Source organism: Streptomyces sp. NPDC005393 (assembly GCF_040606675.1).
GTDB lineage: Bacteria > Actinomycetota > Actinomycetes > Streptomycetales > Streptomycetaceae > Streptomyces.
The window spans coordinates 91601-113429 of sequence record NZ_JBEXFG010000001.1; the positions used below are offsets into that span (position 1 = coordinate 91601).

A 21829-nucleotide genomic window follows, 5' to 3' on the forward strand; every position below is an offset into this window, starting at 1 on the left:
GGCCCACACGGGAGATCGGGGGTGCGCTCATGCGCGTGGGACTGCTTACGGAGGGTGGATATCCGTACGCGACCGGTGATGCGCGGGTGTGGTGCGACCGGCTGGTGCGGGGGCTCGCCCAGCACGAGTTCGAGGTCTACGCGCTGAGCGGGAGCGCCCGCCAGGAGGCCGGCGGCTGGGCCGAACTCCCCGAGCAGGTGCGCCGGGTGCGCAACGCGCCGCTGTGGGGCGAACCGGCGGGCCGGGCGCGGCGGAGCGGCAAGGGCGGTCTGGGCGGACGGCGGCAGCGACGCCGGTTCGCCGAGCACTTCGGGGAGCTCGCGGCGGCGATCAGCGCGCCCGACAGCGCGGGGGCGGCCGACGGCTCCGCCACTCAGGCGGACCGTTTCGCCAGTGGTCTCTACGGCCTTGCCGAGCTGGCCCGTGAGCACGGCGGGCTGCCCGTCGCGCTCCGCTCCGAGACGGCCGTGCGCACGCTGGAGCGCGCCTGTCACACCCCCGGGGCGCCGCGCGGCGCGCACCAGGCGCGGGTCACCGATCTGCTGGCCGTGACCGAGGCGCTGGAGCGCGCGCTGCGCCCGCTGTCGCTGGACTGGTACGGCGGCGACGGGAGCGATCCGGGGCTGTCGGCGGTGGACCTGTGCCATGCCGCCTCCGGCGGCACCGCCGCGCTCCCCGGGCTCCTGGCCAAGCGCTCCTTCGGTACGCCGCTGCTGGTCACCGAGTACGGCGTACGGCTGCGCGAGCACTACCGACAGAGCGCGGCGGGAGCGGGGGCGACCGGGCCCGTACGCACCCTGCTGGCCCGCTTCCAGGGCCTGCTGGCCGCCGAGGCGTACGCCCAGGCCGCCCTCATCACCCCCGGCAACACCCATGCGCGGCGCTGGCAGGAGCGGTGCGGCGCCGACCGCGAGCGGCTGCGCACCGTCTATCCGGGCATGGACGCGGCCCGCTTCGCCGAGGTCGGCGAGGGCGCGGCCGCCGGCGGCGACGACCGGACGCTGGTGTGGGTGGGCCGTATCGAGCCCCCCAAGGACGTCATCGCCCTGCTGCACGCCTTCGCGGAGGTGCGGCGGTGGCAGCCGGACGCGCGGCTGCGCATCATCGAGACCCGGCGCGCCACGGACCCGGACGCGGACGGCTACCCGGACCACTGCCGGGCGCTCGCCGAGCATCTCTTCCCCGACGAGGCGGCGGACGTCCACACCGCCGGTGACAACCCGGTCTCCTTCGAACGGCTCGGCGACCCCGAGGTGCCGTCCCTGCCGGAGGCGTACGCGGCGGGCGGCGTCGTCGTGCTGTCCAGCGTCGTCGAGGGCTTTCCGGTCGGACTCGTCGAGGCGATGTTCTGCGCGCGGGCCACGGTCTCGACGGATGTGGGCGCCGTGTGCGAGGTCATCGGCGGCACCGGCCTCGTGGTGCCCCCGCGCAACCCCCGGGCGCTTGCGGACGCCTGCCTCGCGCTGTTGCGCGACCCCGCGCGCCGAGCGCGCCTCGGCGCCGCCGCACGCGCCCGCGCACTGGAGCTCTTCACCGCCGAGCAGAACGTCGCGGCCTTCCGCGGCATCTATCTGGAGCTGATGTCGCACTGCCCGGTACGGCGCGAGGAGGTCGGCGAGGACGGCGAACCGCTGCCCTTCGCCCGCCCGCCGGAGGCCCACATCCCGGGCCGCTGGACCGTCGGCCGGCTCCCCGGCCCGGCGGACCCCCGCCCCACCCCGGACCACACCCCCACCTGGGCGGCCCCCCGCCCCTCAGCCACCCCGCCCCCGCGCGAACCCCTGGGCGTGGGCCCGCAGGGCCACGTGTCCGAGGAGGGCGCATGAGCATGTCCCACCCGTCACCCGGCCCCGCCCCCCGCGACACCCCCCGGACCCCCGCCTCACCCGGCGGCCGGTCCCCCCGCTCCCGCGCACTGCTCGCCGCCCGGCGCCCGGATGAGGCGGCCCCTCGGGACGGCGCCGCAGGAGGCCAGGCGCGGCGGGGGCCGGTGGATCCGGTGCGGGGGCTGATGCACCGGCATCGGGAGCTGTGCGCGCGGGCCGTCGATCCGCTGGAGATCGCCGCCGGGCTCGAGGCCCACGGGGTGACGGACCGTACCGCCGCCCGCTTCCGGCATCGCGATGTGTTCTCGCTCGCCGAGGAGCTGTACGCCCGCGTACCGCGCGCCGAGGAGCCCGCACCCCCGGTCCCCGCGCCGACCGGGACGGCGGGGCGGCGGATGGCCCGAGGGGCGCTGTGGCTGCTGCCCGGGGCGCTGTGCGCGGCGACCGTCTACGGCCTCTTCAGCACCGAGGCCGCCGTCCGTATCGCCGTCGCGGCGGTCGGTGCCGTCCTGGTGGCGGTCGCGTTGTGGCGGTGCCTGTGCCGAGGGCCCCTGCGGGTCGGCGGGCGCGGGAGCACGCGACGGGCGCGGCTCGCGGGGCCGCTGTGCGCCGGCTGGCTCCTCTCCTACGCCGCCTGCGGCGACTGGCTGCTCATCGGGGGCCTAGGCGGCACGCCCGGACCGTACGACGCCGCGCCCGCGGCCGAGGCCGCCGTCGTCCTCGCCCTCGCCGTCGCGCCCGCCGCGTGGTGCGCCCGCTGGTTCGCCGTACGGGCGCGGCGCAGGCTGGCGGCGAGCCGTGGGCTCGAGGAGTTCGCGGCGGGGGCGCGGCCGCTGTGCGCGGGGGCCGTGGCGGCCTTCCTCCTCGGTCTGGTGCCGCTCGTGCCCGCGGCCCGGCTCACCCTGTCCGAGCCGCCACAGGGCCCGGTCGCGACGCCCGAGGTGGCCGTCGCCGCGCTGGGCGGGCTGCTCTTCCTCGCCCGGCTGCTCGCCGTCCACGGCTTCCGAAGGGCCGCGCTCATCGGCACCGCCGCGGCCTGCGCGGCCGAAGCGGCGGCGCTCGCTACCGCCCTGGCCGCCCGGCTGCCGGGCGGAGCGCCGCTCGGCGAGCCCCTGGCGCGGCTGATCGCCGCCCACGGCGCGGCCACCGTCCCCGCGGCCGCCTGCGGCGCAGCCGCGCTCGCGCTGGGGACGTACGCGGTCGGCGCCCTGTCCCGCGCGTCCGCCCACAGCGGCCCCCGTACGCACCACACCCCCACCGCGCCCTGCGAGGCGCCCCAGTGAACCCGCCACCCCCCGCCGCCCCCACTCCCATCCCTACGAGGAGCAACCACATGAGGGACGACATGACCGATCCACGAGCCCGCACGGGGAGGCGTGCCCGATGAGAGTCCTGTTGCTCGGATCCGGTGGATATCTCGGCCGCTATGTCGCCGAACACCTGCTCGCCGACCCCGCCGTCCAGCTCACCGCGCTCGGCCGCGGCGACGACGCCGATGTGCGGTTCGACCTCTCCAGCGGAAGCCCCGGCGCGCTCACCCGCTTCCTGAACGCGGTCCACCCCGGCGTCGTGATCAATTGCGCGGGCGCGACCCGTGGCGGCGCCCGTGAGCTCACCCGGCACAACACCGTCGCCGTCGCGACCGTCTGCGAGTCACTGCGCCGCAGCGGCTGCGGCGCCCGCCTCGTCCAGCTCGGCTGCTCCTCGGAGTACGGGCCCTCGCAGCCGGGCTCGTCGACCGCCGAGGACGCCGTGCCGCGCCCCGGCGGTCCGTACGGGGTGAGCAAGCTCGCCGCGACCGAGCTGGTGCTGGGCTCGGGGCTGGACGCCGTAGTACTGCGCGTCTTCTCACCCGTAGGGCCCGGCACCCCGGCCGGTTCGCCGCTGGGCCGGCTCGCCGAGGCGATGCGGCGCGCCATGCAGTCCGGGGAGAGCGAGCTGAAGCTGAGCGGGCTCGGTGTGCAGCGGGACTTCGTGGACGTCCGGGACGTGGCACGCGCGGTGCACGCGGCCTCGCTGTCGGCCGCGCAGGGCGTCGTCAACATCGGCACCGGGCGCGCCGTCCGGCTGCGTGAGGCGGCCACCGTCCTGGCCCGTGTGGCGGGGTTCGGCGGCACCCTGCATGAGATCGACACCCCGCCGGGGCGCGGGGCGCTGCACCACACCCCGGTCGCCTCGGTGCCCCATGTCCCGGCCCCGGCCCACGGTCATCCGCCCTCTCACGGCCCCGGACCGGGCCATGGCCCCGGCCACCCGACGGGGGCGGCCGAGCACGGCGCCGGCGGCAGCGCGGCCACCTACCCGTACCCGGACGGCTGCGGCACCTGGCAGCAGGCGGATGTGCGCACCGCGCGCGACCGCCTCGGCTGGCGCTCCAGGATCCCGCTGGAGGAGTCGCTGGCCGACATCTGGATGGAGGCGGCATGTCGCATCTGATCTCCGAGGGCCCCTCGCGCGACGCCCCGGCGGCCGCCACCGGGCTGGGCTGCGGAGTGCCGGGCTGTGCCCACCCCCTGGTCGCGCCCACCGAGTGGGCCGAGCTCATCCGTCCCGGCACCCCCCTGCACTGGGCGGTCCTCAATGTGGCGCGCGGCCCCGGCTCGCGCCGGGACCCGCACTGCCTCACGGCGGCGGCCCGGCTGCGCGCCGCGGGGGTGCGGGTGCTGGGCCATCTGGACCTGCGGTGCGGCACCCGCCCGTTCGGTGAGCTGGTCTCCGACGCCGACCGCTTCCTGGACTGGTACCAGGTCGACGGCTTCTATATGGACCGCTGCCCGGTGGACCGCCCGGATCTGCCGGAGACCGCCCGTACGGTCACCACGCTGCGCGCGATGCTGGGCGGGGCGTATGTGGTGCTCGGCCAGGGCGCCCATCCGTATCAGGGCTATATGGAGATCGCCGACCAGCTGGTGACCTTCCGTGGCGCGTGGGCCGACTACCGTTGGTCCCAGGTGGCGGAGTGGACGGCGGGGTATCCGCCCGAACGATTCTGCCATCTGGTGCACGGCGTCCCCCGTCCCCATCTGGAGGAGGCGCTGCGCATCGCCCGCTGGCAGGGCGCGGGCACGATCTACTTCACGGACCGTACGGCCCACCCGGGGCAGCGGACGGGCGCGGCGGCCCCGTGGGAGACGCTGCCCGGCTACTGGGACGAAATCGTCTCGCGCATCGGACTACGTGTCATGGAATGAGATGGGGCGTGGCAGTGTTACGAGAAGAAAACCTCCCCGCTCACGCGGGGTGCGTTCCGACTGCTCCCTTCCCTTACGGAGTCCCCGTGTCGCTGCCACCCCTGGTCGAGCCGGCTGCCGAGCTCACCGTCGACGAGGTCCGCAGGTACTCACGCCATCTGATCATCCCGGATGTCGGGATGGACGGGCAGAAGCGGCTGAAGAACGCCAAGGTGCTCTGTGTGGGCGCGGGCGGCCTCGGCTCCCCTGCCCTGATGTACCTCGCCGCGGCCGGCGTGGGCACCCTCGGCATCGTGGAGTTCGACGAGGTCGACGAGTCGAACCTGCAGCGCCAGATCATCCACAGCCAGTCGGACATCGGCCGCTCCAAGGCCGAGTCGGCGCGCGACTCGGTGCTCGGCATCAACCCGTATGTCAACGTCGTGCTGCACGAGGGGCGCCTCGAGGCCGACAACGTGATGGAGATCTTCTCCCAGTACGACCTGATCGTGGACGGCACCGACAACTTCGCCACCCGCTATCTGGTCAATGACGCGTGCGTGCTGCTGAACAAGCCGTACGTCTGGGGCTCGATCTACCGTTTCGACGGCCAGGCGTCCGTCTTCTGGTCCGAGCACGGCCCCTGCTACCGCTGCCTGTACCCGGAGCCCCCGCCGCCTGGTATGGTCCCGTCCTGCGCCGAGGGCGGTGTGCTGGGCGTGCTGTGCGCCTCCATCGGCTCGATCCAGGTCACCGAGGCCATCAAGGTGCTCACCGGCACCGGCGACGCGCTGGTCGGCCGGCTGATGATCTACGACGCCCTGGAGATGACCTACCGGCAGGTCAAGGTCCGCAAGGACCCGGACTGCGCGGTCTGCGGCCCGAACCCGACCGTCACCGAGCTGATCGACTACGAGGCGTTCTGCGGTGTGGTGTCGGAGGAGGCCCAGGAGGCGGCGGCCGGTTCGACGATCACTCCCAAGCAGCTCAAGGAGTGGATCGACGAGGGCGAGGACATCGACATCATCGATGTCCGCGAGCCGAACGAGTACGAGATCGTCTCGATCCCGGGCGCCCGGCTGATCCCGAAGAACGAGTTCCTGATGGGCGGCGCCCTCCAGGACCTTCCGCAGGACAAGAAGATCGTCTTGCATTGCAAGACGGGCGTCCGATCGGCGGAAGTCCTGGCGGTCCTGAAGTCCGCGGGCTTCTCGGACGCCGTCCATGTCGGCGGCGGGGTGATCGGCTGGGTCAACCAGATCGAGCCCGAGAAGCCGGTCTACTAAGAGGTCGTCCGAAAGGGGGGCCGGACCGCCGTCACGTCGGCGGTCCGGCCCCCTTCCGTATGCCCCTATGCCCCTACGCGCAGGTGGTGCCGCCCGCCGGCACCTTTCCGTCGAGCAGATAGGCGTTCACGGTCTTCGCCATACAGGCGTTGCCGCTGTTGTACGCGCCATGGCCCTGCCCCTTGTAGGTGACCTCGACGCCCACGCCCTTGCCCAGTTCCTCGACCATCTTCCGCGCTCCCGCGTACGGCGTGGCCGGGTCGCCGGTGTTGCCCACGACCAGGATCGGCGCCGAGCCCTTGGCGCTGACGTCCGGGGTGTCGGTCTTGCCGGCCACCGGCCAGTCGGTGCAGCCGAGCATGCCCCAGGCCAGATATTCGCCGAAGACGGGCGATGCCTTGCGGAAGCGCGGCAGCTGCGCCTTCACATCGGTGATGGTGTAACGCTGTGTGTCGTCCACGCAGTTGATGGCCATATTGGCGGCGTTGATATTGCTGTACCGGCCGTCCTCGTCGCGGCCGGACATGGAATCCGACATCGCGAGGAGCAGATTGCCCTTGCCGAGGTTCATCGCCTCCTGAAGCCCCAGCGTCAGGTATTTCCAGCTCTCCCGGTCGTAGAGCGCGGCGGCGATACCGCCCAGCGCGCCGTCCTGGGTGAGCTTCCGGCCGCTTTCGGTGGACAGCGGCTTCTTGTCGAGCCGCTTCAGAAACGCGACGATCTTGTCATCGCCCGCCGCCGGGTCGTCGCCGGCCGGGCAGGCGGGACCCTTCTTGGCGCAGTCCTTCAGGTAGTTGTCGAGCGCGAGCTGGAACCCCTTGGCCTGGCCGTAGGAGCCCTGTTCGGGGTCCTCGGTCGGGTCGACGACGGCGTCCAGGACCGCGCGTCCCACATGCCCGGGGAAGAGATGGGCGTAGACGCCGCCGAGTTCGGTGCCGTACGAGATCCCGAAATACGAGAGCTTCCGGTCGCCGAGCACCTGCCGCATCAGGTCCATGTCCCGGGCGGCGCTGACGGTGTCCACATGCGGAAGGACCGCGCCGGAGTGCTTCTTACAGGCGGCGATGAATTTCCTGGCGTCCGCCGTCGCGGCCTTGGTCTCGGCTCCGTCGTCCGGGGTGCTGTCGACGGCGTCGGAGGCCTCGATCTCCTTGTCGCTCTGGCATTTCACCCCCGCACTTTCGCCGACTCCGCGCGGATCGAAGCTCACCAGGTCATAGCGTGAGCGCAGCTTCGAGTAATCCCCGGCGAAACCGGGGAGCGAGGAGACACCGGAGCCGCCGGGGCCGCCGAAATTGAACACCAGGGAGCCGATCCGTTTGCCGGGGCCGGTGGCCTTGGCGCGAATCATGGCCAGATCGATCGTTTCGCCCTTCGGCTTGGCATAGTCCAGCGGTGCTTTGAGCGTGGCGCATTCCCAATCGCTCCCCGGCTTTTCACCGGTGCCCTGCATGGCGGTCGGCGCCGGGCAGGAGGCCCAGTCGAGCTTCTGACCGGTGAGCGAGCCCGGCAGACCGGAGCCCGACGGACCGGCGTCCGACGGACCGGCCGGAGCCGGCGCCGAGGGACTGGACGACGCCTTGCCCCGCTCGCTTCCGCCGTCGCCGTCGCAGCCCGCGACAGTGACCAGGGCGACCAGGGCGGTCGCGGAGACCAGCGCCCTGGTCCGTATGGTGCGTAGGGAACTCGACATAGCCGGTGATCCTATGAGGACGGTATGAGGGGAGTGTCCGCGCATCTTCTCAATGCCGTCACGGTTCGCCCTGGGTCTAGGTGCAGACTTTGCCCTTTTCCGGCACTTTGCCGTTCAGCAGATAGGCGTTGGCGGTGTTCCGTACGCAGCTGCTTCCACTGTCGTACGCCCCATGGCCCTCGCCCTTGTAGGTGAGCTCCACCCCGACCCCGGGCCCCAGCTCGTCCGCCATCTTCCGCGCCCCCGAGTACGGCGTGGCCGGGTCGCCGGTGTTGCCGATGACCAGGATCGGCGCGGCGCCCGGGGCGCTGACGTCGGGCGTCGTCCAGGTGCCGCGGACCGGCCAGTCGGTGCACTGGGTGAGGCTCCAGGCCATGAAGTCGCCGAAGACCGGGGACGCTCCGCGGAAGGTGGGCAGCTTCCGCTCGACGTGGTGGACCGTATAGCGCTCTTTGTAGTCGGCGCAGGTGATGGCGGTCAGGGAGGACTGAAGGGTGCTGTAGTCGCCGTCCGGGTCGCGTCCGTTCATGGCGTCGCCGAGGGCCAGCAGGATCCTGCCGTCGCCCTGCTCGGCGTTCGCGATCCCCTGGGTGAGGTACTGCCAGTAGTCCCGTGAGTAGAGGGACTGCGCGATGCCCGCGGCGGCCAGCGACTGGGTCAGCTTCCGGCCGCCGATGCCGCGCACCGGATGGGTGTCCAGCCGCTTCAGCAGCCTGAGGATCTCAGCCTGGGTGGGACAGGTGGCGTCGGCGCTCTTGTGACACGCCTTCAGATAGTCGGCCAGCGCGAGTTGAAACCCCTTGGCCTGGCCGAGTGCGCCCTGTTCGGGTGTCTGCTGGGGATCGACGACGCCGTCGAAGAGCGCGCGCCCGACGTTCCTGGGGTAGAGGTGGGCGTAGACGCCGCCGAGTTCCGTGCCGTAGGAGATGCCGAAGTAGTGCAGCTTCTTGTCGCCGAGGACGCGGCGCATGAGGTCCACGTCGCGGGCGGCGTTGGTGGTGCCGACATCGGGAAGGATCTTGCCGGAGTGCTGCTCGCAGCCGGCGGCATACGTCTTGACCCGACGGATCAGTCCCTTCACCTCGGAGCCGTTGTCCGGGGTCGAGTCGGCGGCGTAGTAGGCGTCGAGCTGCCTGTCGCTCAGACAGCGCACGCCGCTGCTGCGGCCGACCCCGCGCGGATCGAAGCTGACCAGGTCATAGCGGGTGCGCAGCTGCTGGTAGCTGTGGCCGAGGGCCGGGAGGGTGGCCACGCCCGAGCCGCCGGGGCCGCCGAAGTTGAAGATCAGTGAGCCGATGCGATGGCGGCGGTCGGTGGCCTTGGCGCGGATCATGGCGATGCCGACGGCGTCGCCGTGCGGCTTCCGGTAGTCGAGCGGGACATGGAGCGTCGCGCACTCCCACTCCTTGCCCGGGGGCTTGGTGGCGGCCGCGTCCTCGCTGTCGGAGGGGGTGGGGCAGGTGGCCCAGTCGAGCTTCTGGCGGGCGGAGGTGTCCGGCCGGCCGCCGCCCCCGCCGCACCCGGTGGCTGAGGCGGCCAGCAGCAGGGCGGCGGCGGACAGCGCACCGGTGCGAAGGGGTCGGGACACGGCGGCTCTCCCGGGGGTGGCGGCGTACCGCCATCCTGAGGGGCCCGACGGCAGCCCGCGCGCACAGCGCGGGCGTACGGGTGAGGGGTCCGCCCGCGGACCGCCGAGGGCCCTGTGGCGCCTTGAGCGGCCCTACAGCGCCTCTTTGCGGGTGAGGTGGGTGAAGGCCACCCAGCCGGGCAGCACCGGCAGCCAGAAGACCGTCAGCCGGAAGAGCAGCACGGCGGGCGCGGCGGTCTCGTACGGCAGCCCGGCGAAGGTCAGACCCGCGATCAGGGCGGCCTCCACCGCGCCGACGCCGCCGGGGGTGGGCGCGGCCGACCCCAGGGCGTTGCCCGCGAGGAAGACGACCGCGATGCTCGCGTAGCTCAGATCGCCGCCGAACGCCCGGATCGCCGAGTCGAGACACATCACGTTCGCGGCGGTCAGCAGCAGCATGCCGCCGATGCCGACGAACAGCTTCTTGGGCCGCTGCAGGACGTCCAGCATGCGCGGCACGACGCCCGCGAACAGCGACCGCACCCGCGTGGAAACGAACTTCCGCAGGACGGGAACGGCAGTCACCACAAGCGCCAGTACGGCGGCCGTCAACAGCCCGGCGATCACGGTCCGGGACGGCGAGAGCGTCGGGGTGCGCTCGGTGCCGGTGATGTAGCCGAAGGTCAGCAGCAGCACGATATGGCTGGCGAGGCCGAACAGCTGGGAGGCGCCGACGCTGGCCACCGCGAGCCCCGGCCGCACCCCCGCGCGCTGCAGGAAGCGGGTGTTGAGCGCGACGCCGCCGACCGCGGCGGGCGCCACCAGCTTCACGAACGAGGCGGCGACCTGCGCCTGCACCGTACGCCAGAAGGACACCTTCTCCGGGACGAAGCCCAGCAGGCTCATGGCCGCGGCCACATAGGTCAGCGCCGAGAAGGCGAGCGCGAACAGCACCCAGATCCAGTTCGCCTCGCCGACCACGGCGCCCAGCTTGATATGGGTGAACTGGGACAGCAGGAAGTACGCGGCGAAGGCGCCCGCGCAGAAGCTGACCAGGGTGCGCGGCTTGATGCGCTCCAGCCGTACGGGCTCTATCGGCGCCTGCGGCCGCACCAGCAGCACCTGCTGCCGGATCTGGGCGAGCAGATCCTCCTCGCGGGCGTCCTCCAGGGCCTCCTCGATCGCCCGCTTCTCCGCCTGCTTCTCGGCCTTCTGGATCTTGCGGCCGCTGGTGGCCGCCTCCACCCGCTGGGCCTCCGCGGCCTCCCTGGCCTCCGCCTCGCGGGCCTCCTTGGCCTCCTTGGCGGCGCGGGACGCCTCCAGGACGGCTTCCCGCTGGCGCTGGGCGCGCTCCCGCGCCAGCTGGCGCAGGGTCGCCCGGGTGCCGCGGCCGAGCGCGAGGGGCTGCAGCAGCGGAAGGCTGTCGGCGACCGCGTCCGGGCCGAGGACCGCGACCGCGGCGGCCACCGAACGCTCGGCGCCGACGCGCAGACCGAGGGTGGTGAGCAGCTGCGCGACGTCCATCCGCAGCACCAGATCGCCGGCTGCGATCTCACCGCCGCGCAGATCGGTCAGGATGACCGTGCCGGAGCGGTCGACCAGCAGGGCGTCGCTGTCCAGCCGCCGATGGGCGATCCGCCGCGACTGGAGCGCCTGCACCTGGTTCCAGGCCCCGGCCAGCAGCTCGTCGGTGATCGCCTCGTCCGGCACGGCGTAGAGCGGACGGCCGCCGATGTGCTCGTAGACGAGCATCACGGCGTCCGGGCCGAGCTCGGAGGTGGCGATCAGCTTGGGCGCGTTGGCACCGGCCGCGATGGCCGCGTACGCGAGCAGCGCCTCCTGTTCGAGCGCCTGGCGCAGCGACTGGAGGCTGCGGGGCGGGGTGATCGTCCGCAGCGTCAGCCGCTGCCACACGCTGTAGAAGAACCCCTGGGCCTGCTGTTCGCGGTCGACGACCGTGACATCCAGCGGCGGGCCGTCCTCCAGGGTGACCAGATAGCGGCGGCCCCGGTCGCCGTGGTTGCCGTCGTCGTCCGCGGGTTCCTCGGCGCGCATCGCGCTGACCGGGTGGAAGCCGACGCGGCGCAGCCCGGCGAGCAGATTCTGACCGGTGGGGCGGACGTTGGGGGAGCCGACGGCGTAGAGCGTGCCGTAGGCGACCGTCCAGCCGATCAGCACCGTAATGATGATCGAGAACGGGGTGGTGTAGCCGCCGACCAGCACCGCGAAGGCGTCGAGCAGCAGCACGCACCACATGGCCACCCGCCAGTGCGGGCGCCGGGCCATGCCGACGGCCGTCATATAGGCGATGACGGGGGCGAGATAGCCGTGCACGGGGTCGCTCAGGGCGCCGCCGGGCGCGGTCTGGGTGAGCGCCTCGCGGATCGAGGGGGGCGCACCGCGCGCGACCCAGAGATCGGTGGTGAGGGACACCCCGTGGGCGAGGACCGCGGCCAGCACGCCGTCGGCGATACGCAGCCCGTCCCGTTTGATCAGCCGCTCGAAGGCGAAGGCCACCGGGAGGACGAGGACGGCGACGCTGGCCGTGAGCCCCGCGAAGTCGATCAGCAGCGGGGGCGCCTGGTTGGCGCCGTGGCCGATGTCCTTCTCCAGGCCCGCGGTGGTGCCGTGGGCGAAGGCCGCGATGGCCAGGACGACGCCGATGCCGACGATGCCGAGCAGCAGCCGCAGCAGATCGGCGGGGCGGTGGACGCGGGCGGGCAGCAGCGGCTCATCGCCCGAGACCCGGTCGACAGGCCCCTTGGGCGAGTCGGGTTCGTCACAGTCGCCCGAGCCCCGGGCGTCGTCGTGGCCGTCGCCGCGGGCGTCGTCATGACCGTCCGGGTCCTGGTCCTCGTCGTGGCCGTCCGGCTCCCGGGCGTCGTCGCGGGCGTCCGGGTCCTTGCCGTCGTCGCGGGCGCCGGGCTGGGCGTCGGGGCGGGCGTCGGAGCGCGACAACGCCTCAGGGGTGCGTGCCTCCTCCTCCGGAGGCTGCGCACCCTGCTGCTTCGCTGTCTCTTCTTGGTCTCGTATCACCAGTCACCGCCCGGAAGATGGTGGCATGCCCGGGCTGTGCAGGAGGGCATCAGGGTGCATTTCGGGGGCGTGAGCCTTGGACCGTACGCCCTGTTATGGATTCCCGCACGCTGAGTGATCGAACCCCGCCGCCGCCCGGAGAAGCTCGGTCGGCACCGTTCACGGCGCTCTGGGCGGGATCGTCGGTGGGGTGGGGCAGGATGGACCGGATGAGCCGGGAGAGCCAGGAGCCGGGGGCCGCGGACGAGCTGCCCGCGTACGCGGAGCGAGTGCTGGAGGTGGCCGAGCTGATTCCGGCGGGCCGCGTGATGACCTATGGGGACGTCGCCGAGTGGCTGGAGGAGGGCGGGCCGCGCCAGGTGGGGCGAGTGATGGCGCTCTACGGGGGCGCCGTGCCGTGGTGGCGCGTGGTGCGGGCGGACGGGGTGCTGCTGCCCGGCCACGAGCTGCGCGCCCTCGACCACTACCGCGAGGAGGGCACTCCGCTGCGCGCGGCGGCGCGCTCGGCCGAGGGCCACGTGCCGCGGATCGACATGGCCAGGGCGCGCTGGGACGGCGGCGGCACGCCCTAGTGGAACGGCGGGCCCCCGGAGCTGTCCACAGCCATTCGGGTGACGCCCCGCGTCACATGAGAGGCTGTCCCGCACCCAGCCAACCCACCAGGACCGGCGATCCAACGTGAGTTCCTCCTCGTCCCTTCCACGGCAGCGGCAGGCGTGGCAGCCGTCCCCGGGCGTCTACCGCCTGCTCCGGCAGCGGCCGGAGCCCGGTGCCCTTCCTGTCCTGGACGCACGGCAGCGCGCTGTGGTTGAGCACCGGGGCGGTCCTTTGCTGGTGCTCGCCGGACCCGGCACGGGCAAGACGACGACGCTCGTGGAGGCGGTCGCCCGGCGGGTGCGCGACGGCGGGGACCCGGAGCGGATCCTGGTGCTCACCTTCAGCCGTAAGGCGGCCGTCGAGCTGCGCGACCGGATGGCCGTGCGGCTGGGCGGCGCGACCGGGCCGCAGGCCACGACCTTCCACTCGTTCTGCTACGCCCTGGTCCGCGCCCACCAGGACGTCGATCTCTTCGCCGATCCGCTGCGGCTGCTCTCCGGACCGGAGCAGGACGTCGTCGTCCGCGAACTGCTCGCGGGCGAGGCCGAGCTCGCGCGCGAGGGGCGCGCCTTCGCCCGCTGGCCGGATGAGCTGCGCGCCTGCCTGACCACCCGCGGCTTCGCCGACGAGGTCCGCGCGGTGCTCGCCCGCAGCCGGGAACTGGGCCTGGGGCCACGGGCGCTGGGGGACTTCGCGGCGCGCACCGGGCGCCCCGACTGGGGAGCCGCGGCCGCCTTCCTGGCCGAGTATCTCGATGTCCTGGACGCCCAGGGGGTGCTGGACTACGCGGAGCTGGTGCACCGCGCGGTGCTGCTCGCCGAGCGGCCCGGCACGGCGGCGGAGCTGGCCGCGCGCTACGACGCCGTGTTCGTCGACGAGTACCAGGACACGGACGCGGCCCAGACGCGGCTGCTGCGGGCGCTGGCGGGCTTCAAAGGGGCCGAGCGAACCGCGTCGCCCCGGGGTGGTGGCCGGGTGACGGGTGGGCGAACCCTTGTGGCCTTCGGCGACCCCGACCAGTCGATCTACGCCTTCCGCGGCGCGGATGTGGGCGGCATCCTCGGCTTCCCCGACGCGTTCCCGCGGGCGGACGGCGCACCGGCGGATGTGAAGGTCCTCACCACCTCCCGCCGCTCGGGCGCCGCCCTGCTCGCGGCCACCCGGCTGATCGCCCGCCGGATGCCGCTCACCCGGCTGCCCGCGGACGCCGTACGCGCGCACCGGGAGCTGTCGCCCGTCCACGACGGCGGCCGCGTCGAGGCGTACACGTATCCGACCCCGGGCGCCGAACTCGACAACATCGCCGACATCCTGCGCCGTGCCCATCTGGAGGACGGCGTGCCCTGGCGCGAGATGGCCGTTCTGGTGCGCGCCGGGGGCCGCTCGATCCCTGGTGTGCGCCGGGCGCTCACCTCCGCCGGGGTCCCCGTCGAGGTGGACGGCGACGACATCCCGCTGCGCCACGAGCCCGCGGTGGCCCCCCTGCTGACGGCGCTGCGCGCCGCCGCCACGGCCGCGCTGCCGGACGGCGGTGGGCTGTCCCTCGACATCGAGACCGCCCTCACCCTGCTCACCTCGCCGCTCGGCGGTATGGACGCCGCCGATCTGCGCCGCCTCGGCCGCGCGCTGCGCGAGGAGGAGCGGTCCGCCGGACGCGCCGTGCCGCGCCCCTCCGACGAGCTGCTCGCCGAGGCACTGGCCGAGCCCGAGCGGCTGGTCGCCCACGACCCGGCGTACGCGCGCGGCGCCCAGCGGCTCGGGCTGCTGCTGCGCACGGCGCGCGAGACGCTGGCCCGGGGCGGCACCGCCGAACAGGCGCTGTGGGAGCTGTGGGACGGCACCCCCTGGCCCGCCCGGCTGGAGCGGGCCACGCAGCGCGGCGGGGCCGCCGGGCGGAACGCAGACCGTGACCTCGACGCGGTCTGCGCGCTGTTCGAGACCGCCGCGCGCGCGGAGGAGCGCACCGGCGGCCGTGGCGCGCTCAACTTCCTGGAGGAGATCGAGGCCCAGGACATCGCCGCCGACACCCTCTCGCGCCGGATGGTCCGCCCCGACGCCGTACGGCTGATGACCGCCCACCGCTCCAAGGGGCTGGAGTGGCGGCTGGTGGTGGTCGCGGGCGTGCAGGAGGGGCTGTGGCCCGATCTGCGGCGGCGCGGCTCGCTGCTGGAGGCCGACCGGATCGGCCGGGACGGGCTGGCCGAGCCGCTGCCGCCGGGCGCGCTGCTGGCCGAGGAGCGGCGGCTGTTCTATGTGGCGGCGACCCGGGCGAAGGACCGGCTCGTGGTCACCGCCGTCAAGGCCGCCTCCGACGACGGGGACCAGCCCTCCCGCTTCCTGACCGAGCTGGGTGTCCCGCCGGCCGATGTCACCCAGCGGCCGCGCCGCCCGCTGACCGTCGCCGCGCTCGTGGCCGAGCTGCGCGCCACCACCGTCGACCCGGACGCCTCGGAGGCGCTGCGGGACGCCGCCGCGCGGCGCCTGGCACGGCTCGCGGCGCTGCGCGACGAGGACGGTCAGCCGCTCGTCCCGGCGGCCCACCCCTCTCGCTGGTGGGGGCTGTACGAGCCGACCCACAGCGAGGTGCCGCTGCGCGACCGCGACCGGCCCGTGGCCCTGTCCGGCAGCGCGCTCGACCAGCTCGTCAACACTTGCTCGCTCCAGTGGTTCCTGGGGCGCGAGGTGAAGGCGGACGCCCCCTCGACGGCCGCCCAGGGCTTCGGCAACGTCGTCCATGTCCTGGCCGACGAGGTCGCCTCCGGCCGCACCCCGGCGGACCTCGCGGTCCTGATGGAGCGGCTGGACTCCGTATGGGACGCGCTCGCCTTCGACGCGCCGTGGAAGTCACGGCAGGAGAAGGAGCACGCGCGGGCGGCGCTGGAACGATTTCTGCGCTGGCATGTGATGGAGCGCGGTGGCCGCACCCCGGTCGCCACGGAGCACGGCTTCGACGTCACCCTCGAAGCGGACGCCTATGAGGTGCGCATCCGCGGCAGTATGGACCGCGTCGAGCGGGACGCCGAGGGGCGTGCGTACGTCGTCGACTTCAAGACCGGCAAGCAGGCCGTGACGCGCGGCGACGTCGAACGCCACCCCCAGCTCGCGGTCTATCAGCTGGCGGTGCGCGAGGGCGCCGTCGACGACCTCTTCGACGGCGCCAGGCCCGAGCCGGGCGGCGCGGAGCTCGTCCAGCTGCGGCAGGGCGCCGCCAAGAAGGACGGCGGCGAGACCGTGCCCAAGGTCCAGGCCCAGGACCCGCCGGACGGGGACTGGGTCGGCGAGCTGCTCGCCACGGCGGCCGGGCGCGTCCTCGACGAGCGGTTCACCCCGAGCACGGGGGAGCACTGCAACCGCTGTGCCTTCCGCGGCTCGTGCAGCGCCCGCGCGGAAGGCCGCCACGTGGTGGACTGAGGTCCCAGGACCGGGGGCCGGGGACGGGGCGGGGCCGTTGTCAGTGGGCACCGATAGCCTCTCTGGGGTGTCAGCCCGCATCACCGATCCCGAAGAGCTCAAGGAGCTTCTCGGGATCCCGTTCACCCCGGAGCAGATGGCGTGCATCACCGCGCCGCCCGCCCCGCAGGTGATCGTCGCCGGAGCCGGCTCCGGCAAGACCACGGTGATGGCCGCCCGCGTCGTGTGGCTGGTGGGCACCGGGCAGGTCGCGCCCGAGCGGGTGCTCGGCCTCACCTTCACCAACAAGGCCGCCGGCGAGCTGGCGGAGCGGGTGCGCAAGGCCCTCGTCAAGGCAGGTGTCGTCGACACGGACCCAGCCACGGACCCGGATCCGGGCGCGGGCGGGGAGGGAGCGGGCGCGCCCAGCATCTCCACGTACCACGCCTTCGCCGGACAGCTGCTCAAGGAGCACGGGCTGCGCATCGGCCTGGAGCCGAGCGCCCGGCTGCTCGCCGACGCCACCCGCTTCCAGCTCGCCGCGCGCGTCCTGCGCTCGGCCCCCGGCCCGTATCCGGCGCTCGTGCGCCCCTTCGCCGACCTGGTCACCGATCTGCTCGCGCTCGACGGGGAGCTCGCCGAGCACCTCGTTCCCGCCGAGCGGCTGCGTGCCTACGACACCGAGCTGCTGCGGATGCTGGACGGGGTGCGGCTGACCAACGACGCGCTGCGCAAGGTGCCCGAGGCCGCCCGGGCCCGCTGGGAGCTGCTGGGCCTCGTCGAGGCGTACCGCGAGGAGAAGCGCCGCCGCGATCTGCTCGACTTCGGCGACCAGATCGCGTACGCGGCCACCCTCGCCCGCACCAGTACGGAGGTCGGCCGGATCCTGCGCGAGCAGTTCGCGGTCGTCCTCCTCGATGAGTACCAGGACACCTCCGTCGCCCAGCGGCTGCTGCTGTCCGGGCTCTTCGGCGGCGGCACCGGCCATCCCGTCACCGCCGTCGGCGACCCCTGCCAGGCCATCTACGGCTGGCGCGGCGCCTCCGTGGCCAACCTCGACGACTTCCCCGAGCACTTCCCGCACGCCGACGGCCGCCCCGCGCACCGCTTCGCGCTCAGCGAGAACCGGCGCAGCGGCGGCCGTCTCCTGGACCTCGCCAACGGGCTGGCCGCCCCGCTGCGCGCGCTGCACGAGGGCGTCGAGGCGCTGCGCCCCGCCCCCGGGGCCGAGCGGGACGGCGTGGTGCGCTGCGCGCTGCTGCCCACCCACGCCGAGGAGCTGACCTGGCTCGCCGACTCGATCGCCCATCTGGTGCGCACGGGCACCCCGCCCGGTGAGATCGCGGTCCTGTGTCGTACGGCCGGTGACTTCGCCCAGATCCAGGGCGCGCTGGTGGAGCGGGACATTCCGGTGGAGGTCGTGGGGCTTTCGGGGCTGCTGCATCTGCCGGAGATCGCCGATCTCGTGGCCGTCTGCGAGGTCCTGCAGGACCCGGGGGCCAACGCCGCGCTGGTCCGTCTGCTCACCGGGCCGCGCTGGCGGATCGGCCCCCGCGATCTGGCGCTGCTCGGCCGCCGCGCCCGCGCGCTGGTCTCCTACGGCGGCCCCGGCGACGCCGAGGACGACCCGGACCGCCGGCTCGCCGAGGCCGTCGAGGGCGTCGACCCGTCCGAGGTGATCTCGCTCGCCGACGCCCTCGACACCTTCCTGGAGTCGGGCGGCGGCCCGGACGACGGACTGCCCTTCTCGGCCGAGGCCCGGGTGCGGTTCGCCCGTCTCGCCGCCGAGCTGCGCGATCTGCGCCGCTCGCTGGCCGATCCGCTCATGGACGTCCTCCACCGGGTGCTGGCCGCCACCGGTCTGGAGGTCGAGCTGTCCGCCTCGCCGCACGCCCTGGCCGCCCGCCGCCGCGAGACGCTCGGCAATTTCCTGGACGTCGCCGCGGCCTTCGCCGGCCGGCAGGGCGCCCCCGTGGAGGGCGAGGCCACGCTCCTCGGCTTCATCGGCTTTCTGCGCACGGCCGCCCAGTACGAGAAGGGGCTCGACAACTCCCTCCCCGGCGGGGAGAACACGGTCAAGGTGCTCACCGCGCACAAGTCCAAGGGGCTGGAGTGGGATGTGGTGGCGGTGCCCGGACTGGTCGCCAAGCAGTTCCCGAGCGAACAGGCCCGCGAGTCCTGGACGGCGAGCGCCAGGGTCCTGCCGCATGAGCTGCGCGGCGACGCGGAGACCCTGCCGGACGTCATGGACTGGGACAGCAAGGGGATCGCCGCTTTCAAGGACGCCATGAAGGAGCATCAGCGGACCGAGGAGCTGCGTCTGGGCTATGTGACCTTCACCCGGCCCCGCTCCCTGCTGCTCGGCTCCGGCCACTGGTGGGGCCCGGCCCAGAAGCGGCCGCGCGGCCCCTCCGCCTTTCTGGACGCGCTGCGCGAGCACTGCGAGGAGGGGTACGGCGAGGTCGAGGCATGGGCACCGGCACCGGAGGAGGGCGCGGAGAACCCGGCCCTGCGGGAGGCGGCGGCCGACCGGGCATGGCCGCTGCCGCTCGACCCGGCCGCCCTGGCCCACCGCCGCCGCGCCGCCGAGGTGGTCCTCGCCCATCTGGCGCGCATCGAGGCGGAGGGGGAGGGCCCGGGGGAGGACGCGGAGGCCGCGGACGGGCCGTCCGGGCATGACGCGGGACACCCCTCGGCCGGACGGGACCGGATGCCCGGGCCTGTGGACGACCCGGAGTGGCCCGAGCCGCCCGACGAGGCGTACGAGGATCCGTACTACGGCGTGCACGACGGCCCGTACCCCGACGAGCCCTCCTCCCCGGATCCGTACGACGACTCGTACGACGCCCCGAACAGCGACCCGAACAAGGCCCCGAACAGCGACCCGAACAAGGCCCCGAACAGCGACCCGAACAAGGCCCCGAACGGCGACCCGAACGGCGACCCGGACGAGGCCCCGGACGGCGACCCGGGCGGCGGCCCCTACGGCGAACCGGAGCCCGGCCCGGCGCCGGGCGGCGGTCTGCTGCCCGAGGAGGCGCGGCTGGCCGACTCCTGGGACCGCGATCTCGACGCGCTCGCCGGAGAGCTGCGCCGCGCCCGCGCGACCGTGCACGAGGTGCCCGTGCCGCACACCCTGAGCGCCTCACAGTTGCTGCGGCTCGCCGCGGATCCGGACGGCTTCGCACGGGAGCTGGCCCGCCCCATGCCACGGCCGCCGCGGCCCGCCGCGCGCCGCGGCACCCGCTTCCACGCCTGGGTCGAGTCGCGCTTCGAGACGCTGCCGCTGCCCTTCCTCGGCCCGGACGAGCTGCCGGGCGGCGAGGACGACGAGGCGGAGATCGCGGACGAGCGGGACCTGGCCGCGCTCAAGGAGGCGTTCGCGCGCACGCCGTACGCCCGGCGCACCCCGCATCGCGTCGAGGCGCCGTTCCAGCTGACCCTGGCGGGCCGTACGATCCGTGGCCGGATCGATGCCGTGTACCGCGAGCCGGCGGAGGCGGGCGCCGAGGGCGAGCGGGGCGGCGGATACGAGATCGTCGACTGGAAGACAGGCCGCTCCCAGGACGCCGACCCGCTCCAGCTGGCCGTCTACCGCCTCGCCTGGGCCGAACAGCACGATCTGCCCCTGTCGGCGGTCACGGCGGCCTTTGTGTACGTACGCAGCGGCGAGGTCGTCCGCCCGGCCGCGCTGCCCGGCCGCGCGGAGCTTGAGCGCATCCTGCTCGGCGAGACCGGCACGGAGACCGAAAACGACAACATCGACGCCCATTCGCTGACGGAGAGTGAGCGCATATGAGCGGCGCGGAGGCCCCGGCTCTCGCTTCCGCGCGGGCCGGATAGGCTCACATGCATGAGCAACACCCCGGATTCGGACAACGCTGTCCGCGCCTATGTGGACGGTCATCGCCCAGCCTTCCTCGACGATCTCTCCGAGTGGCTGCGCATCCCGTCCGTATCCGCCGACCCCGCCCGCGCCGACGACGTCCGCCGCAGCGCCCAGTGGCTGACGGCGAACCTCACCGCGACGGGCTTTCCGGTGGTCGAGACATGGGAGACCGCCGGTGCCCCGGCCGTCTTCGCCGAGTGGCCGTCCGGCGATCCGGGCGCTCCTACGGTGCTCGTCTACGGCCATCACGACGTCCAGCCCGCCGCCCGTGAGGACGGCTGGCACACCGATCCGTTCGAGCCCGTCATCAAGGACGGCAGGCTCTACGCCCGCGGCGCCGCCGACGACAAGGGGCAGGTCCTCTTCCACACCCTGGGGATACGCGCCCATCTGGCCGCGACCGGACGCGGTGCGCCCGCCGTCAACCTCAAGCTGCTGATCGAGGGCGAGGAGGAGTCCGGCTCCCCGCACTTCCCCGACCTGATCCGGGCGCGCGCCGACCGGCTCACCTGCGACACCGTGATCGTCTCCGACACCGGTATGTGGTCCGAGGACACCCCGACCGTCTGCACGGGCATGCGGGGCCTCACCGACTGCCAGATCGATCTCCACGGCCCCGACCAGGACATCCACTCCGGCTCCTTCGGCGGCGCGGTCCCCAACCCGGCCACCGAGGCCGCCCGGCTGGCCGCCGCCCTGCACGACACCGACCGCCGGGTGGCGATCCCGGGCTTCTACGACGGCGTCGTGGAGCTGACCGACCGCGAGCGCGAGCTCTTCGCCGAGCTGCCCTTCGACGAGGCGGGCTGGCTGCGCACCGCGCATTCGCACGCCACGCTCGGCGAGGCGGCGTACTCCACCCTGGAGCGGATCTGGGCCCGTCCGACCGCCGAGGTCAACGGGATCGCCGGGGGCTACCAGGGGCCGGGCGGAAAGACCATTGTGCCGTCGGCCGCCCAGCTGAAGCTGTCCTTCCGGCTGGTGGCTGGCCAGGACGCGGAGAAGGTCCAGGCCGCCGTGCGGGACTGGGTGGCCGACCGGCTTCCGGCCGGTATCCGCCACGAGATCACCTTCTGGGGCGCGACCCGCCCCTGTCTGACCCCGCTGGACCACCCTGCCCTCCAGTCGGTCGTACGGGCCATGGGGCGCGCCTTCGGTCAGAAGATCCGCTTCACCCGCGAGGGCGGCTCGGGGCCCGCCGCCGATCTGCAGGACGTCCTGGGCGCACCGGTGCTCTTCCTGGGCATCTCGGTGCCGTCCGACGGCTGGCACGCGCCGAACGAGAAGGTCGAACTCGACCTCCTGATGAAGGGCGCCGAGACGGCCGCGTACCTCTGGGGCGACCTGGCGGAGAATGGACGGGCATAGCTCGCGT

12 protein-coding genes are annotated in these 21829 nt (G+C 73.7%); 9 read left to right on the plus strand and 3 right to left on the minus strand.

Features of this window, described 5'->3' with window-relative positions:
• Window positions 1-29 precede the first annotated feature (29 nt).
• From ABZS71_RS00455 to moeZ, 5 genes are all read left to right on the plus strand, one after another.
• A complete protein-coding gene (locus tag ABZS71_RS00455; RefSeq protein ID WP_356206248.1) occupies window positions 30-1826 on the plus strand; it encodes a DUF3492 domain-containing protein in 1797 nt (598 codons plus the stop codon).
• The gene (locus ABZS71_RS00460; RefSeq protein ID WP_356206251.1) at window positions 1823-3109 is read left to right on the plus strand and encodes a hypothetical protein; all 1287 of its coding nucleotides are present in this window, start codon (window positions 1823-1825) and stop codon (window positions 3107-3109) included. Before ABZS71_RS00455 ends, ABZS71_RS00460 begins: the two co-directional genes overlap by 4 nt.
• A gap of 100 nt (window positions 3110-3209) precedes the next feature.
• The gene (locus tag ABZS71_RS00465) at window positions 3210-4262 is read left to right on the plus strand and encodes an NAD-dependent epimerase/dehydratase family protein (protein ID WP_355858516.1); all 1053 of its coding nucleotides are present in this window, start codon (window positions 3210-3212) and stop codon (window positions 4260-4262) included.
• Entirely contained in the window at window positions 4250-5017 is a 768-nt protein-coding gene (locus ABZS71_RS00470) for a spherulation-specific family 4 protein (RefSeq protein WP_356206254.1), read from the plus strand. Before ABZS71_RS00465 ends, ABZS71_RS00470 begins: the two co-directional genes overlap by 13 nt.
• A gap of 86 nt (window positions 5018-5103) precedes the next feature.
• The gene (moeZ, locus tag ABZS71_RS00475; RefSeq protein WP_356206257.1) at window positions 5104-6282 is read left to right on the plus strand and encodes an adenylyltransferase/sulfurtransferase MoeZ; all 1179 of its coding nucleotides are present in this window, start codon (window positions 5104-5106) and stop codon (window positions 6280-6282) included.
• Between the two features lie 73 nt (window positions 6283-6355).
• Here the strand turns inward: moeZ and ABZS71_RS00480 are convergent, their stop codons facing one another.
• The 3 genes from ABZS71_RS00480 to ABZS71_RS00490 all read right to left on the minus strand — a co-directional run bounded on the left by ABZS71_RS00480 (window position 6356) and on the right by ABZS71_RS00490 (window position 12578).
• The gene (locus ABZS71_RS00480; RefSeq protein ID WP_356206260.1) at window positions 6356-7975 is read right to left on the minus strand and encodes an alpha/beta hydrolase; all 1620 of its coding nucleotides are present in this window, start codon (window positions 7973-7975) and stop codon (window positions 6356-6358) included.
• A 76-nt stretch (window positions 7976-8051) separates the two neighbouring features.
• The gene (locus tag ABZS71_RS00485; RefSeq protein WP_356206263.1) at window positions 8052-9563 is read right to left on the minus strand and encodes an alpha/beta hydrolase; all 1512 of its coding nucleotides are present in this window, start codon (window positions 9561-9563) and stop codon (window positions 8052-8054) included.
• A 132-nt stretch (window positions 9564-9695) separates the two neighbouring features.
• Window positions 9696-12578 (minus strand): flippase-like domain-containing protein, encoded by a 2883-nt coding sequence (locus ABZS71_RS00490; protein WP_356206265.1) that lies wholly within the window; start codon window positions 12576-12578, stop codon window positions 9696-9698.
• Between the two features lie 209 nt (window positions 12579-12787).
• On the opposite strand from ABZS71_RS00490, the gene ABZS71_RS00495 reads away from it, so the two are divergent.
• From ABZS71_RS00495 to ABZS71_RS00510, 4 genes are all read left to right on the plus strand, one after another.
• Window positions 12788-13150, plus strand: coding sequence for an MGMT family protein (locus tag ABZS71_RS00495; RefSeq protein ID WP_355858501.1), 363 nt, complete (start codon window positions 12788-12790; stop codon window positions 13148-13150).
• Window positions 13151-13256: 106 nt separating this feature from the next.
• Window positions 13257-16586 carry an ATP-dependent DNA helicase gene (locus tag ABZS71_RS00500; RefSeq protein WP_356206268.1) on the plus strand — a complete coding sequence of 1110 codons (3330 nt, stop codon included), beginning with the start codon at window positions 13257-13259 and terminating at the stop codon, window positions 16584-16586.
• 67 nt (window positions 16587-16653) lie between these two features.
• Entirely contained in the window at window positions 16654-20364 is a 3711-nt protein-coding gene (locus ABZS71_RS00505; RefSeq protein ID WP_356206271.1) for a UvrD-helicase domain-containing protein, read from the plus strand.
• 54 nt (window positions 20365-20418) lie between these two features.
• Complete coding sequence (locus tag ABZS71_RS00510) at window positions 20419-21822, plus strand: dipeptidase (protein WP_356206275.1); 1404 nt, start codon at window positions 20419-20421, stop codon at window positions 21820-21822.
• Window positions 21823-21829 lie beyond the last annotated feature (7 nt).

Bases quoted from the DNA above. Each gene is read 5' to 3' on its own strand.
- ABZS71_RS00495 (WP_355858501.1), top strand. From the start codon at position 12,788: ATGAGCCGGGAGAGCCAGGAGCCGGGGGCCGCGGACGAGCTGCCCGCG.
- ABZS71_RS00480 (WP_356206260.1), bottom strand. From the start codon at position 7,975: ATGTCGAGTTCCCTACGCACCATACGGACCAGGGCGCTGGTCTCCGCG.
- ABZS71_RS00460 (WP_356206251.1), top strand. From the start codon at position 1,823: ATGAGCATGTCCCACCCGTCACCCGGCCCCGCCCCCCGCGACACCCCC.
- ABZS71_RS00455 (WP_356206248.1), top strand. From the start codon at position 30: ATGCGCGTGGGACTGCTTACGGAGGGTGGATATCCGTACGCGACCGGT.
- ABZS71_RS00465 (WP_355858516.1), top strand. From the start codon at position 3,210: ATGAGAGTCCTGTTGCTCGGATCCGGTGGATATCTCGGCCGCTATGTC.
- ABZS71_RS00510 (WP_356206275.1), top strand. From the start codon at position 20,419: ATGAGCAACACCCCGGATTCGGACAACGCTGTCCGCGCCTATGTGGAC.
- ABZS71_RS00470 (WP_356206254.1), top strand. From the start codon at position 4,250: ATGTCGCATCTGATCTCCGAGGGCCCCTCGCGCGACGCCCCGGCGGCC.